This is a genomic window from Butyrivibrio sp. XBB1001 (assembly GCF_000424505.1).
Taxonomy (GTDB): domain Bacteria; phylum Bacillota; class Clostridia; order Lachnospirales; family Lachnospiraceae; genus Butyrivibrio.
Map to the genome: position 1 here is coordinate 1 of NZ_AUKA01000026.1, position 15,783 is coordinate 15,783.

The 15,783-nt window shown below is 41.5% G+C and carries 9 protein-coding genes, 1 tRNA gene and 1 rRNA gene; all 11 read left to right on the top strand.

Going from position 1 to position 15,783, the window contains the following annotated elements; translation table 11 throughout:
• Positions 1-293: ribosomal RNA gene (locus tag G631_RS0115105) — 23S ribosomal RNA — on the top strand; the annotation flags it as partial.
• Between the two features lie 114 nt (positions 294-407).
• Positions 408-481: transfer RNA gene (locus G631_RS0115110), tRNA-Asp, on the top strand.
• 192 nt (positions 482-673) lie between these two features.
• A complete protein-coding gene (locus G631_RS0115115) occupies positions 674-1,408 on the top strand; it encodes a hypothetical protein (protein ID WP_026490159.1) in 735 nt (244 codons plus the stop codon).
• Positions 1,409-1,459: 51 nt separating this feature from the next.
• On the top strand, positions 1,460-1,915 hold the full coding sequence (locus tag G631_RS0115120; protein WP_026490160.1) for a C-GCAxxG-C-C family protein: 456 nt from the start codon (positions 1,460-1,462) through the stop codon (positions 1,913-1,915).
• A gap of 23 nt (positions 1,916-1,938) precedes the next feature.
• Positions 1,939-2,703: a hypothetical protein gene (locus G631_RS0115125; RefSeq protein WP_155833942.1), complete on the top strand. Its 765-nt coding sequence runs from the start codon at positions 1,939-1,941 to the stop codon at positions 2,701-2,703.
• Between the two features lie 150 nt (positions 2,704-2,853).
• A complete protein-coding gene (locus G631_RS0115130) occupies positions 2,854-3,081 on the top strand; it encodes a FeoA family protein (protein WP_026490162.1) in 228 nt (75 codons plus the stop codon).
• Complete coding sequence (gene feoB, locus G631_RS0115135) at positions 3,078-5,093, top strand: ferrous iron transport protein B (RefSeq protein WP_026490163.1); 2,016 nt, start codon at positions 3,078-3,080, stop codon at positions 5,091-5,093. The genes G631_RS0115130 and feoB overlap by 4 nt, the downstream gene beginning before the upstream one ends.
• Positions 5,094-5,103: 10 nt before the next feature.
• Entirely contained in the window at positions 5,104-5,370 is a 267-nt protein-coding gene (locus G631_RS19430) for a hypothetical protein (protein ID WP_155833943.1), read from the top strand.
• Between the two features lie 204 nt (positions 5,371-5,574).
• A complete protein-coding gene (locus G631_RS0115145) occupies positions 5,575-6,282 on the top strand; it encodes an ABC transporter ATP-binding protein (RefSeq protein ID WP_026490164.1) in 708 nt (235 codons plus the stop codon).
• 12 nt (positions 6,283-6,294) lie between these two features.
• Positions 6,295-8,985 (top strand): FtsX-like permease family protein, encoded by a 2,691-nt coding sequence (locus G631_RS0115150; protein ID WP_026490165.1) that lies wholly within the window; start codon positions 6,295-6,297, stop codon positions 8,983-8,985.
• A 140-nt stretch (positions 8,986-9,125) separates the two neighbouring features.
• The gene (locus G631_RS20415; protein WP_051197309.1) at positions 9,126-15,647 is read left to right on the top strand and encodes an FMN-binding protein; all 6,522 of its coding nucleotides are present in this window, start codon (positions 9,126-9,128) and stop codon (positions 15,645-15,647) included.
• Positions 15,648-15,783 lie beyond the last annotated feature (136 nt).

A 15,783-nucleotide genomic window follows, 5' to 3' on the forward strand; every position in this document is an offset into this window, starting at 1 on the left:
GTCCCTATCCGGCGCGGGCGTAGGATATCTGAGAGGAGCTGTCCTTAGTACGAGAGGACCGGGATGGACGGACCGCTGGTGTATCAGCTGCATCGCCAGATGCATAAGGCTGGGTAGCCACGTCCGGAAGGGATAAACGCTGAAGGCATCTAAGCGTGAAGCCCCCCTCAAGATGAGATATCCCTGGCTTGTCCAGTAAGACCCCTTAGAGAGTATGAGGTTAGATAGGCACAAGGTGTAAGCACGGTAACGTGTTCAGCTGATGTGTACTAATAGGTCGAGGGCTTATCCAAGAAGGTTAGGAACGATTGAAAAAAGGATTTAGATTATCAGTGTTCGGTTTTGAAGGTACAAATGGTACCATGCATTTGACTGTGCATGGTTTTTGTGTATAATAGTTAAGGTATGGCCCGGTGGCTCAGCTGGTTAGAGCGCCGCCCTGTCACGGCGGAGGTCAGGGGTTCGAACCCCCTTCGGGTCGCTATTATGAAATCGGTTATTGTGAAGAGAAGTTACAATGACCGATTTTTTTCGTATAAAGATATATAGATTCCTGAACGCATTTTCATTATTGCGTTCAAGAAGTCATAGAACGATGCGAAAGGCAACAAAAAGGTTCTAGTCGTTGTAAATTAATTAGACGGCAGTTTTATACGAAAAAAGAGGAGAAAAAATGAGTGTAAGAGATTATACTGATGGTGGAATTCCAAAAACAATTGAAGAACTCAAGGATTATTGCAATAGGAATGGATTATCAGCTAGCAAAACAAGATTTTTTATAGACTACGACTATAGGGGCGCAAAAGCTTTTGGAATCTATAAGGATGAAGAAACAGGAGAGTTTGTTGTTTATAAGAACAAAGCTGATGGATCCAGAGCTGAACGGTATAGAGGAACTGATGAAGAGTTTGCTGTTGTTGAGTTATATGACAGACTTCAGTCAGAGATAACTAATCAGAAGCTTAGCTACGCAGCAGATATGGCTGAGAGAGAAAGAACAAAATATGAGAGAGATAGCGGTCTTGATGCTATAAAAAGTTTTGATATAAACAAGTATCCTGTGAGAAATGGCCTGGATGATATTTTTGATGACAAATATGAAGAGGATACTTCATATTCATACTCTGGATCGCATTCAGGATCAGGTTCTTTTAGCAATAATCCCATTATCATCATGGGAATCATACTTTTTGTTTGCGTATTTTTATTATTTGGATTATCTCATGGAAAATCCGGCGGATATAGTGGCTATAACAATAATTCTAGATATAATTATAACTACGATAACGATTCTAACTGGAACTCAGACAGCTGGAATAATTCAGATAGTTGGGATAGCTGGGGATCAGATAGTTGGGACTCAGATAGCTGGGATTCAGGCTATACAGATTGGGATTCAGACTGGTGATTCATGGATTTATGAGGAAGATTACTATTGTCAGGTAAGGAGACAATAATTATGACTAGAAGAGAAAAAGCAATGGCCAATTTCATGAATGGATATAATTGTTCTCAAGCAATTACTCTGGCTTTTGCTGATTTAGTTCCTATGGATGAAAGCACACTTTTGAAGCTGGCATCATCCTTTGGAGGAGGAATGGGGAGACTACGTGAGGTGTGCGGATCTGTCAGCGGAATGTTCATGATAGCAGGCCTTTTATATGGCTATGATGGACCTGAAACGGGAGAGAAAAAGACTGCCCACTATGCCAGAATTCAGGAACTGGCAAAAAGATTTGAGGAAAAGCATGGAACAATAGTATGCAGAGAAATGCTTGGACTTAGTGTTCGACACGACGATCCTACGCCAGAAGCTCGAACCAAGGAATACTACAAGAAGCGCCCTTGTGCAGAGATTATTGGAGATGCTGCAGAAATTCTAGAGCACTACATTGCGGAGAATCCACTGGATTAAGAGATGGGGGAATAAGGGGAGTAATGAAATTACAAGAAGTAAAATGTCCAAACTGTAATGGTTCCGATGTAGAACCTGCAGGAGAGGGACTGATGAGATGCCGCTACTGCAATACAACTTTTACAATTGACTATGATGAAGAAGATGCGGCAATGGATAAGAGTCGAATCGAACTTCAGATGCAAAGAGAGAAATTTGAGCATCAGGATAAAATGCAAAAAGAAGCTAAGAAATCCCAGAGAATAAGCATTTTAATTTTCCTTGGCATTCTATTTGCTATAATAGCCGGTTTAATAATGGCGAACACTGTAGTATTACAAGATCAGGAAGAGTCCTCCTCTGTTGTGGAGAGTAAAACAAAAGAAACTATATATGTATCGGATTTTTCAGAAATACCGGATGCTCAATTTGAAGAAATGCAAAGCCTTGCGCTTCAAGCGGCAAAAAAAGAGATTGAAATTGCTGCGATAATTGAAGTAACAGCAGAGGAACCAGAATATGTCACTAGCTACCTTCTTACCTCGAAAGAAGGAGATGACAATCGTCTGGTGTTTGTATATAAAGATACCTGGCATAAGAAGTCTGAATCCATCGAGACATATGTCTTTTACTATATCCAAGATCTCCAGCTTATTACAGATGGAACTGTTAAATACAAAACATACGTGCAAAATGTAAACGATATGTTCATGTGGAATAACACCTTTATTTACGGAGAAGAAAGCTTTGATCTATGCTATATCAAAGCAATCTCTGCAAATGCAGATTTTAATGCGATAGAAAAATAAAAGAATGGCTTCAAGGCGAATAGGCTTGAAGCTCTTTGCGTTTTATTGATAAAAATTATCACATCCTCTTGTTGATGTTCATGTTAGCGAGTGCTAACATGAACTATTAGAAAAGTCAACTAGATCAATGCACAAACAGAGGAGGAGAGCATGAGTCTAAACGAATTAGGGAAAGATAGCCAGGCAATAGTAGAAAAACTGACTGGAGATGAGAGATTTGTAAGCAGGATCACATCCATTGGCTTAACACCAGGGTGCAGTATCAGGGTGTTACGTAATGATAAAAACAGGCCAATGTTGATTTATTCAAGGGACACTATGATTGCCCTTAATAGAAACGAATGCAAAGGCATCGAGGTTACGGAGGTGGCAGGATGAGTTCAGCAAGCATAGCTCTTTTGGGCCAGCCAAACTCCGGTAAATCTACGCTATTTAATGCACTAACAGGTCTTCACCAGCATGTTGGTAACTGGCCTGGTAAGACAGTTGAGAAAAAAGAAGGAAGTTTTACCTATAAGGGGATGGAGTGTGCAATTGCAGATCTTCCAGGTTCCTATAGTCTTACTGCTAATTCAGATGAAGAACTTATAACAAGAGATTATATAGCATCCGGAAAGGCAGATGTAGTCTGTATTTTGGCAGATAGCTCACAGCTTGAGAGATCTCTTTTCATGACGGCAGATTATGCAGGCATTGATGTACCAAGTTTTCTTGTGCTGAATATGGCAGATGTGGCTGCGGATCAGGGCAAGACAATAGATGTTAAGGCAATTGAGAAAAAACTTGGTATTCCAGTCCTTCTCTTTTCTGCAACGGAAGGTAAGAAATATGAGCCTTATTATGAGATTATGGAGAGAGCAGTAAAAGAAAAGACTAGGCTCAACGTTGTAGGGTTAGAGGCGGAATATGAGAAGATAGAAGGCTACAGTCAGTTAAAAGAACTGATTCCTGAGGGAATCTTTAAAGGTTTTACAAGCATGTGGCTGGCTGTAAAGGCTTTGGAAGGAGATAAGCAGGTCCTTTCTATGTTAAGGGACGGACTTACTCAGGAGAATTACAAAAAAATTGTAAATATCTGCAGTGCAAGTCAGGGTGCAATCGCTACAGGAAGCAGCAAATTTAAGTGGATTGATGAAGTTCTTGAGGGTTGCATATCTGCTAAAAAAGAGAGCATTGCTCTTAGCAAGCTTGATAAGATCTACCTCAGCAAAGTATGGGGCAAGCCAGCTGTAATCTTGACAGTATTATTAGGCCTTTTTGCTTCTTTTATACCTGCCCTGCCGTTTATGGGAATTGGACAGGCTATAGGAGCGCTAAAGGCGCCAGTGGCAGCGGCACTAACTTCTGCTGGAGCGCCTGAAATATTGATCCAGATTGTCTGTACAGTAATAATCCAGTCGTTTTGCTATATAGTTCAGATGCTAGGCTTCGTGTTTGGAGTAACTCTTGTATTTGGGCTTCTTGAAGAAGTTGGCGTAATGGCGCGTATTTCCTATGTTTTTGATAACACTATGGGAAAACTGGGACTTCAGGGCAAGTCTGTTATGCCATTTCTTGTCAGCTTTGGATGTACTATGGGCGGAGCAGCTGGCTCAAGAGTTATTGATAACTGGGGACAGAAGGTCCTTACAATTGCCCTTGCGTGGGCAGTTCCATGCGGAGCAGCCTGGGCGGTCATTCCTATGCTTTCTACAGTATTTTTTGGACCGGGAGCTGTTCTTGTAATTGGTGCAATTTTACTTACAATGATTTTACATATGTGGGTTACAGCCAAGATTTTTGGAAGAAAGCTTGTTAAAAAGGCAGACAGATATGGAATGATAATGGAACTTCCACCATATCATAAACCTAGGATCGGAGCCCTCCTTCGCTACGTGCTTGGAAGAACTGGTGATACATTTAAGCGAGTAACTAGTGTGGTACTGCTTGTTTGCAGTGTTTTCTGGCTTCTAAGTTATACCTTTGTTCCAGGCACGCAGCCTATCTTGTATCGTATTGGAACAGCGATTGAGCCTGTAACCAAAATCTTCGGACTTCATTGGCAGCTATTCGTAGCCTTCATTGCATCTGCAGTGGGAAAAGAGGGGGCTATAGGAGTTATCAGTGCCCTTTATACCGGAGGAAATCTTTCAACTGCATTCAATGCCGCAATGAGTGGTGCCGGTACAGCTTCAAACCTGAATGAAATTCTTCTTTCAAACGTATCTAAGGCTGAGGCGCTGGCATTTATATTTGCAATGACATTCAACATGCCTTGCGTTGTTGCTCTTGCTGCAACCTTCCAGGAAACCTATTCAGTTAAATGGACAGCAAGAATTGCTCTTTACTACACTTTTACAGCACTTTTACTGGCAGCTGTCTCATATCATGTAGGTTTGCTGATCTTCTAAGGAGCAAGGTATGAAGGAATTGATGGACTTATTAAGAGACGGCCACGCCAGGACAGAGAAACTTTTGGCAATTGAACTTCACACTTCTGTAGAGGATGTAAGAAGACAGATAGAATATTTAGAACACATTGGCATGATCCGTAGGGTGGATCTTTCCTCATGTGGTGATGGATGTTCAGACAACGGTAAATGTGGTAGTAATTGCACAAAGTGCGCGCCAAAAGAGGGATTCCAGAATATGGGGATAATGTACGAGGTTGTATCTGCAAGTAACTGATTGATTGTTTTTGATAATACCCTTGAAATTGAGGTTAGCCAGTGCTAACATACCTATTAAGGTGTGATTTAAGAATTTGTGTTCAAACATATAATGTGTCTATAACACCCGCCGAAAGGCGGGTCTTTGTTTAGAATCAAGTTAGGCACAGCTAACAGCCAACCACTGAACACATAACACACAGAATATGTGAGGAGAGATATTATGAAGGAATCATTTTTGGAAATCAGCGATGTTAAAAAGAGCTTCGGAGAAGGGCAGGCAAGGCAGGAAGTTTTAAGAGGCATGAACTTTACTGTTGGGAAAGGAGAGTTTTGTGTTTTATTGGGACCATCTGGTTCTGGAAAGTCTACGCTGCTTAATATTATTGGAGGCATCGATACTCCGGATTCAGGATATGTGAGTATAAACGGCGATAAACTGGAAGAAATGAAAGAAAAAGAACTGACTATGTACAGGCGAAAGCACCTGGGCTACGTGTTTCAGATGTATAACCTTATTCCAAATCTCAATGTAAAAGAGAACATCGAGGTGGGAGCATATCTTTCAGATAATCCGCTTGATGTAGAGGAAGTACTGACTACACTTGGACTTCAGGACCATAAGTACAAATATCCCAATCAGCTTTCAGGAGGGCAACAGCAGAGAGTTTCTATAGGAAGAGCAGTTGTTAAGAATCCTGATATTCTTTTGTGCGACGAACCAACAGGCGCGCTGGACTATAAGACGTCTAAGGAAATCCTTGGCCTTATTGAAGAATGCAATAGCAAGTTCGGCAGCACAGTCATAATGGTAACCCACAATGAGGCAATTAAATATATGGCCGATCATGTGATCAAGTTAAGAGATGGCGTTGTACGTCACAATGACATCAACAGCGAGAAAATCACAGCAGCTGAGCTTGAATGGTAAGGGGGAAAAGACATGAGAAATCCGCTTATCAGAAGAATCCCCAGGGAGCTTAAGGGGGACTTTCACAAATATATCGTGATCATCATTTTCATGGTACTTATGATCGGTGTTATTTCCGGAATGTATGTTGGCCATGATAGTATGCTGGCAGCTGTTAATGAGGGAAGAGAGAAGCTAAACCTTGAAGATGGCTCTTTTGAACTGTCGAAAAGGGCCTCTCAGAGTTTCATTGAAGATATCAGCACTGGTAAAAGAGCTGATGTACGCAAGTATTTTATAGACAAGGGCATCAAGGAAGCTGACAAGGAAGTTGAAAAAGCTCTTGAAGAGGAACTGAATAAGCAAGTCACACAAGCAATCGAAGAAAACGTCAGAGAAATGTGTAATGCATATGGCATTACTGACGAGGAAATGATTAAACAGCAGATTGATAGTGCCATGGAGGAATCATATGAAGAGGCACTTTCAGAAGCAAAGGAATCAAAAGAGTATAAAAAAGCAGCAGAGGATGCTTATAAAAAGGCCCACGAAGAAGTAGAGAAAAAGGTTGATGAAGAGTGGGATAAGATTTCGGATAGATATGAACTTGAAGAAGAATATAATCCAAGTCCGGTAACTATTTACGAGAATTTCTATAGGGATGCACCTGAGGATAATGATGGAGATGGTGATGATGATGCTACAGTAAGGCTGTTTAAAAGCGATTCTCTTATCAACAGAGCAGCTTTTATCAAAGGAAGAGAGCCTGAGACTAATTCAGAGATAGCTATAGATAGAATGCATGCGGATAATGTTGGAGTAGAGCTTGGAGATAGCATTATAGTAGAGGGCAAGAAGTTTGAAGTGGTAGGTCTTTTGTCCTATGTAGATTATCTGACTCTTCATGAATCCAACACGGATTTTATGTTTGATGCCTTTGGATTTGATGTGGCAATGGTCACACCTGATGCCTTTAACAAGCTTAAGTCCAGAGTACATTTTAATTATGCATACAAATATGAAGATAGACCAGAGGACAAGATACAGAAGGCAGATTATGCAGAAAGCTTTTTAAAAGCGCTTATAACACAGACACTGGTTTATGACATAGAAATTGAGAACTATTTGCCAGAATATCTAAGGCAGGCCAGTAACTTTGCTCCTTCCGATATCGATGGGGATTCAGCGGCAACGAGTATTTTGTGCTATATACTGATAGCCGTTATTGCATTTATATTTGCAATCATTATTGGAAATACAATAGACAAAGAGGCTGAAGTTATAGGAACTTTAAGGGCTTCTGGATACAGTAAAAAAGAACTAATAGTCCACTATATGACTATGCCTATTATAGTAACGCTGATAGGAGCAGTAATTGGAAATGTTCTGGGCTACACTGCCTTCAGAAATGTGGCCGTTAATCTTTATTACAACAGTTATAGCCTTCCACCATGTCACCTGGTATGGAGTAATACTGCTTTAATTAAGACCACAATCATACCGCTTTTACTAATGTTTTTCATAAATCTGATTGTAATTGTCAGAAGAATGCAGCTTAGCCCGCTTCGCTTTTTACGTCACGACCTTACAAAAACCAGGAGAACTAAAGCCAGAAGGCTTCCCCGCTGGTCATTTATCAGGAGGTTTAGACTTAGGATACTATTCCAGAATATGCCTAATTATCTGGTACTCATAGTGGGAGTTGTGTTCATAGAACTGATGCTGTGCTTTGCATTTGGCCTTCCGGATTCTCTTTCACATTATGCAGATGAGGCGCCAGATATGATGTTTGCTGAGTATCAGTATATGCTCATGGACTACAGGGATGAGGATGACAATATTATCGAGACAAAAGAGCCATCGGCAGAGGCCTTCAGTGCCAAGACGCTTCTTTTCCCAAGGGGCGCCAATGCTCTTTTTGAAGGAAGAGGAAGCGGCGGTGATGAAAAGGTTACAGTGTATGGTATTTCTGAAAACAGTGCATATATAAAGCTTGAAAGTAATCTGACCCCTGGCCAGGGATATATTTCCAGTGCTTTTAGTGAAAAGTTTGGTTTAAAGAAAGGCGACCGGATTACTCTAAGCGAAGAATATGAGAATAAATCTTATGAATTTACCGTGTCTGGAATAGTTGATTATGACGGGGGAATAGCTCTTTTTATGGATAAAGAGAGCTTTGATACAGCATTTGACAAGGATAAAGAGGAATTTACAGGATTCTTTTCACATAATGAAATAACAGATATTGATGATCAGAGTATTGCGACAGTCATAACTGAAGAGGATATTACAAAAGTGACAGTTCAGCTAAATCACTCTATGGGAGGCTTTATGAATGTATTCAAATACGCCCTTGTGGTTCTGGCTGCAGCACTTATTTACCTTCTGGCCAAGATAATCATTGAGAGAAACGAGCATTCAATTTCCATGGTCAAGATCCTTGGTTTTAAAAATACGGAAATTGGCTCGCTATACATAATCCCAACAGCCATCATGGTAACGCTGTTTTCAATAATTGGTTTTGCTGCTGGATATTACCTGATGATATGGATTTTCCATGTATTTATGCTGCAGATGGATGGGTATTTTGTTTACTACATGAAACCGGCTTCCATGATTTTGTCAGTACTGTATCTGCTGGTTGGTTATGGTTTGGTATCTATTGTGGACTACATAAGGATAAAGAGAATTCCTATGGATGTTGCACTTAAAAATGCAGATTAATTGAAAAAAATTATCAAATAGTATTATTGTAAAGGGTTAAATGTTAGCATATACTAACATTTGGCCCTTTTTCTATGGGTGATTGTATTAAGTTTCTTATGAAAAAGAGTCACAAAAATATTCCAAAGAATGGGGGAAGTATGAAGAAGTTAAAAAAGTTTGGGAAGGCGTTTTTGTCTTTTCTCTGCGCAGTTGTAATGACTGTGTCTATGTTTTTTCCAAGTATCACTGCGATAGCAGCAGAAGAAAATGAACAAAGCAAACTCAGTGTAACGGAAGTTAAATACTCTGAAGGAGCTATAGTATTTAGCTTTAACATTAGCGGAGATGAGCTATACTCGGTAGCCCAGCAGGGACTAAAGGTATTGGTGGGAGAAAAAGAAATCTCCTATGACCCTGATCATAGCTATTATAGTTACAACGAAAAGGGAACCTATGTAAAAAATGGAAACAGCATATATTTTTATCCTTCTGATTTCGAAGAAGGGGAAAATATTGTAACACTGTCCACAGATTCTCAGACACTTAAGGTTGGTGTTAAAAAGACGGTTACTGGAACGGATTATTTTGGATATCCAAGCGGCTATGAAATAGAGCGTTTTGATGTCCCTTCTGAGGAGCCAGAACCAGTTGAGACACCTGGAGAAAATGAGGGAAAAGAGAAAGCTCTTTTTATAAGGCTTGTAGGCTCTTTTGAGTCTAAGATGGTTGGAGAAGAGGATGTTGATGCCATATCTGGCGCAACTTCTGTTTCTTATCTTCCAGAAAATACTAATTCTGTTAAGCTTCAGGCGGCACTTGTAGATTATGCATCTGAAATTGGTCAGGTTAGTGAAGAAGACTGGCATGAGCTTAGCTATTTTAACCAGGAAGAAGGCGGAGTCAGAGTTAATGATGATCCTACAAAGACAAGAGTAGTTATTGAGCCCCAGTGTCCTGGAGTAGAGGGTAGCTATAACATTTTTACAGGAGATGTAATCTTAAGCGGCAAGCCGGAAACAGCTGGCGTATATAAGGTGTATGTGGAGTTTACTGATACTGATGGAAGATCTGCAGTAAGTAATCAGGTTGATTTTACAGTTAATTCAACTGATGAAAAGCTCTGCGAGCGTCTGACACTTGCAAATTGCACACAGACAGCAGATGGCATGTATATTTATGACCAGGATCCATGGTATATCAGGGATTTTGGTACAGATACAGTAGTTGTTCCAAAAGAGATAAAGGCATGGTATGGCTCTCACACTCTTGGAACATATTCTGAGGTAGGCGAGATCATTTCACTTACAAATGGCCAGGAGCCCAGGCAGACTCTTGTAATTCCTGAGGGATGCGACCTTACAATGGTAAACGTAAGGGTACACAGCGGTGTCAGGATCATAGTTCAGAAGGGCGCTAAGTTCTCTATCAGGCAGTCTACTCTTGAGGGAATAGTTGAAGTTGAAAACGGCGGATGGTTTTCCTGTGATTATGTAGACTATGGCGAGAATAAAGGCTTTATCTACGGATCAGTCATAAATGGCCAGTTGAGGCTAAAGGATGGGGCAGCTATTGAAAACGCCAGGATCATCTCTCATACAAACTATTCTGCAAGGGATGATGAAAATAGAAGAAACCAGGAGCCAGTGGTTACTGTTGAAGGTAATGTAAATGTAAAAGGCGATTTATACATCCTTGCAGATGAAGCACCAAATGGCTCTTACGGCCAGACAGGGCTTCTGGTAAAAGGAACTCTTAATATTCCAGAAGGCTCAACAGTTGCTGTATATGGAGGTGGAAGCTCTAATCTTACAGCCAAAGGCGGCGATGCCATCGTGATGGATGGTGGACTTATCCAGGGAAATGGAAACCTTATAGCAGTTGGCGGCTTTGGAATGAATCTTACAGCAGATAGAAGCATTTTAGGCGGTGGTGCTGCTGTTTCTGGAAATGGTAACCTGGATGTCAAGAATATATATGTAGAAGGCGGATCTAGCTTTGATGCCCAGGTAGAGCCAGTTCAGGGAAGTATCAATGTATCTACAAGATCATCAGTTACTGAAAAATATGGTAAAACAGACGGTACAACCAGTGAAACCTACTGGCATGGCACAGGGGATAATAATACAGTTCCAGATAAAGAGCTCTATTTCCCAAATGCAGAGATTTCAGAGACAGAGCCTGAAGATCCAGTGGCAGATGAAAAATCCTACAAGGACGGAACCTATATTGGTGTTGGTCAAGGCAAAAAAGGTGAGATAAAGCTTTCTGTTACTATTAAAGATGGGCAGGTAGAAAACCTGGAAGAGTTAGAACAGCAAGAAACACCAGGATTCTGGGAAAAGGCCAAGGCTCTTTTAGAAAGTATTATAAAAAAACATCCCAGGAATTCAGAGGTAGATTCTATTGATGGCATAAGTGGAGCGACATTAAGCTCTAATGGAATCAAAGCTGCGGTAAAAGACGCTTTTGATCAGGCTGCCAAGGCTGCCGAAAGCGAGGAAGATACTGATATTAGTGGTGTCACTTTGCAGGGAACAGGAACCTGGAGTGATCCTTACCAGATAGGCAGTGTAAAAGAGCTACTAAGATTTGCTCAAAACGTTGACGATGGAACAAATTACTCAGGCGAATATGTAGCTTTAACTAAGGATTTAGACCTCTCTAAAATAGAGAACTTTAATGCCATAGGAACCGAAGATGGTTTTGACATTTTTGCTGGAAACTTTGATGGCCAGGGACATGTGATCAAAAATGTAAATATCAAAGCTGAAGGTGCATCAGCTGCAGGCTTTTTCACAGCTCTTAATTCAAGCGCCAGCGTTAAAAATCTAAAGCTTGAAAATGTTCATATAGAAGCAACAGGAGACTTAAGTTTATACGTAGGACTTCTGGCTGGTAATATTAAAAAATCAGCTGTTATCAATCACTGCTTGGTTACAGGCCAAGTTGACTTAAAGTCAGACTCATGCACCATAGAGGCCGGTGGTATAGTCGGAAATATGATGCTGAAATCCGCAGTTCTAAACTGCTACAGCGATGTGAAGATAAATGCGGAACTGGCAGATGGAATCACAGCAGATATAGGTGGAATTGCCGGTCTATCCAAGATGAATGCACTTGTTTTAAACTGTGCAGCCAAAGGTCAGATTGTAGCAACTACCAGCGATAAAGTGCAAGCTGGCGGAATTATTGGTAATGCCATGGGTAAGACTCAGAATGTGGTAGCAGCCGTAGATGTCCAGAGTACTGGCACAAATGGAGCTGTTTTTGGAGTCCTGGATTCATTCGGCTTTGCGCAGGATTACTATGCAATGGGAACAGGGCTTAAGCCTGCCGGAAATACTGATGAGGCCGCATATGAAGGAACTCTTTCAGCGCAGCAGCTTAATTCCAATATCTCCAGCCTGCATAAGACTTATGACTCCTATGATTTCTATAAATGGGAAGAGGAAGATAATATTTTTAGACCATCAGATGAACTGTGGCATGAAGTTGTAATTGATGCATCAATATTTGATGGCGGCCAGGGTACAGCAGATGATCCTTACAGGATTGCGACAAAAGAGCAGCTTGTAGCCTTTGCGTCATCATTGGATACAGAAATCTTGTATGATGGCAAATATGTTGAGCTGGTAAAAGATATAGATATTTCTGATATTGCAAACTGGGAACCAATCGGTGGTTCGGAATTTGCATTTAATGGAACTTTTAATGGAAATGGCCACACTATATCAGGGCTTAAGGAAGGAACAGCTGATGCGCCCAGAAAGCTTAGCACAGAGCTTTCAGATTTCTCTAATGCTATAGGTCTTTTTGGAACCCTTGGCATTGATGCTGTTGCTAAAAATGTTAAGCTTACAGGCGTTGAAGTCTACGTATATCGTGACGATGCAAGCTTTGTAGGCGGTATTGTAGGATATATGCAGGGTCTTACCGATGAAAACTCCAGAAAGGGAGCTATTATCGATAACTGCTATGTTCAGGGAAGGATATATTCTACAACCCACGAGAAAAATGCCTATGTAGGCGGAATTGCAGCTCGTCAATATAAAGGAGCTATCATCAACTGCCATACTGATGTTGATCTTAGGTCCACTGTAGAATACGGTGAATCCATAGCTTCAGTTGGTGGCATAACAGGTATGACCAACAGAGGACTTGTTGCAAACTGCTATTCTACAGGCAAGTACTTTGGAAGCATGGCTCGCGATATTGAGAACGAAATAGAAGGAATGTCTTCTGTAGGCGGCCTTGTGGGAGTAGATGCAGGAGATCTGGTAAACAGCTATTCAAGTGGAGATACAGTATCAGAGCACTACAGCATTTATACTGGAGCTGTAACAGGCTGGATTACTGGAATTGGTAAGGCTTATCAAAGCTATTACGATAAGACAAAGACTATGACCATTGCTGGGAGAAAAGAGGCAGAGGTTCAGCCCTATGGAACAAAGACTGTAGGCGGTGTCAATGAGGAAGGCGTTGCCTACGAAGGCGGTGTTGTAGATGGACTAGAGCCATTTACAAAAGAAAATTACTCGGGCATTGCCGATAAATTAAACGGTAACTTTAGTTCTTTTGCCATTGATGTGACAAAGTACGGCCTTAGTAATAATAGCCTTAAGACGTGGGCTTACAGGGACGGAGCTGTAGTACTTACTGATGAATACGCAGCTATCACCTACGTTCAGCCTGAGGCTGAGAAAGTGCCGGTAGTTCCACTTGTTATGAAGGATGGAACCTGGTACGGAAGAGACAGTAAAGCCATAGTCACTGTTAAGATCGTGGTAAAAGATGGAAATGCTATCTCAGAGGAAATCCTTACAGGAAGCAAGGACGATACAGAAAATTACGAGAAAGCCAGGGCAAGAGCAGAGAGCAAGGCTATCTACGGTGACAGAACAGGGTACGGCGCTGGTAACCCGGCAGTCTTTGCTGGCGGAGATGGCTCCAGGGAAAATCCATATCTGATTGCCGATGAACATCAGCTCAGGTATATAGCAGAGGCTATCTGCGAGGATGAAACCTGGGAAGGCAAATACTTTAAGCAGACAAAAGATATAGCTCTTTCAAGTGAAGATTTTATGCCTATTGGATTTGCTATAAAGGCAAAGATCATGGGAGATCCTGTGTTGTACAGCGCTTATCCTTTTAGAGGTAACTTCGATGGTGCAGGACATACTATAACTGGACTTAGAATTGGCGAACGCTCAAATCCTGCAGCAATGTATACAGCTGCGATGTTTGGCTTTACAGGCGGAGACTATGAGTCAAACCTGGCATACGGGGATGATGTCCTGAAGGTTGAACTTAAAAACATACATCTAAGAGATGTGTATATCAATAATGAGGTACCTTACGATACATATACTGCGGGACTTGTTGGAACTGGCCAGAACGGCGTGTTTATCGATAACTGCAGCGTGACTGGTAAGATTGCTGTGAAGGCCGATGATATTGCAAGTAGAGGTGCAGGTCTTGCAGCCAGCATGTTAAGGGGCCTTGTTACAAACTCCTGGACTGATGTGACTATAAGCGCGATCACTGAAGATGGTGATGTGTATGCGGGCGGTCTTTTTGCTGTGACAAACCGTATTAATGCCATTAACTGCTATACACTTGGCGATGTTTACGGGACAGCTAATACCAACAACAAGGTCCATATTGGCGGACTTACAGGTATGGCAGGCGCATTCCAGTACAACTGCTATGCGTACGGAAATATAACTTCCAGCAGGCCAACTATCGACATCGGTATAGCTGATGGAAGAATTGCAAATGTAGCCTATGACAGAAACTGCTATTTTAATAGTGATGCAAGACTTACAGAAAACGGAGTTGTGCTTGAGAGTGTATACACCGGAGCTGACGGAACTGGAAGCAGCAAGGATACTACATTTGCCAAGACAAAAGAAGAAATCGGCAGCAAGGCTTTTGCCGACCTTCTCAACAAAAATGTGGACAATGTGGCCTCTGAGCTTGAAGTTTCTGATGAAGAACTTGGCGGAATCATGAGCATATATTATAAAGGAGGCCCTGAAGGACTTAGAAGATGGGTGATTTCAGAAGGCAAGGCAGTATTTGCTGATTCTGAGGCAAAAGAAAATCCTAAGGAGCAGCCTGGAAATTCAGGAAATCAGGGAAATGCTGGTAACCAGAGCGGTTCTGATGATCAGAGTGAAGCTGGTAACCAGGGCGGTTCTCAGGCTGCACAGGGAAGCGGATCTTCAACTAATGCACCTGTAGGAAGTTCTTCAGGAAGCAGTACAGCGAAGACAAACGCATCAAAAGCTGGCGGTCAGAGTGCTACTCAGGCGACAAGCCCAGCTCCAGGCACAGGAAACAGCACTGTACTGGGAGCAAAGAGAGGGGCAGATAAAAATGCTGCAGCCAGTGAAAAAGTGAGAAATGATGCAGCAGATGCTGAAAATTCAGGCGTTGATACTTCTGCCAGTGATAAATCTGGCGACAATGCAGCTGTAAGTGAAACATCTGTCACAGATAGTGCTGAAAGCGGAGCCTCGGACAGTGCCGCGGCAGATATTTCTAATGAGGATGTTCCACTTTCAGCAGAAGTAGATACCAAGAGCCCAATTAGTCCCATTGCTGTAGTTGTGATAATTATTCTGGCCGGTGGATTCGTGGCTGGCGGAGTAGTTATAAAGCAGAGACTTGTACGATGAGACAATAAATAAGTTTCTTGCAAAGAAGCAGAGGAAGCCTGCGAGAAAAAATGAATCATAGGATTGTCAACCTAATTCAACAGAAAGGTTGACAATCCTTTTTTTACATGTTACTTTCTATTATGCTTGAAAAAAA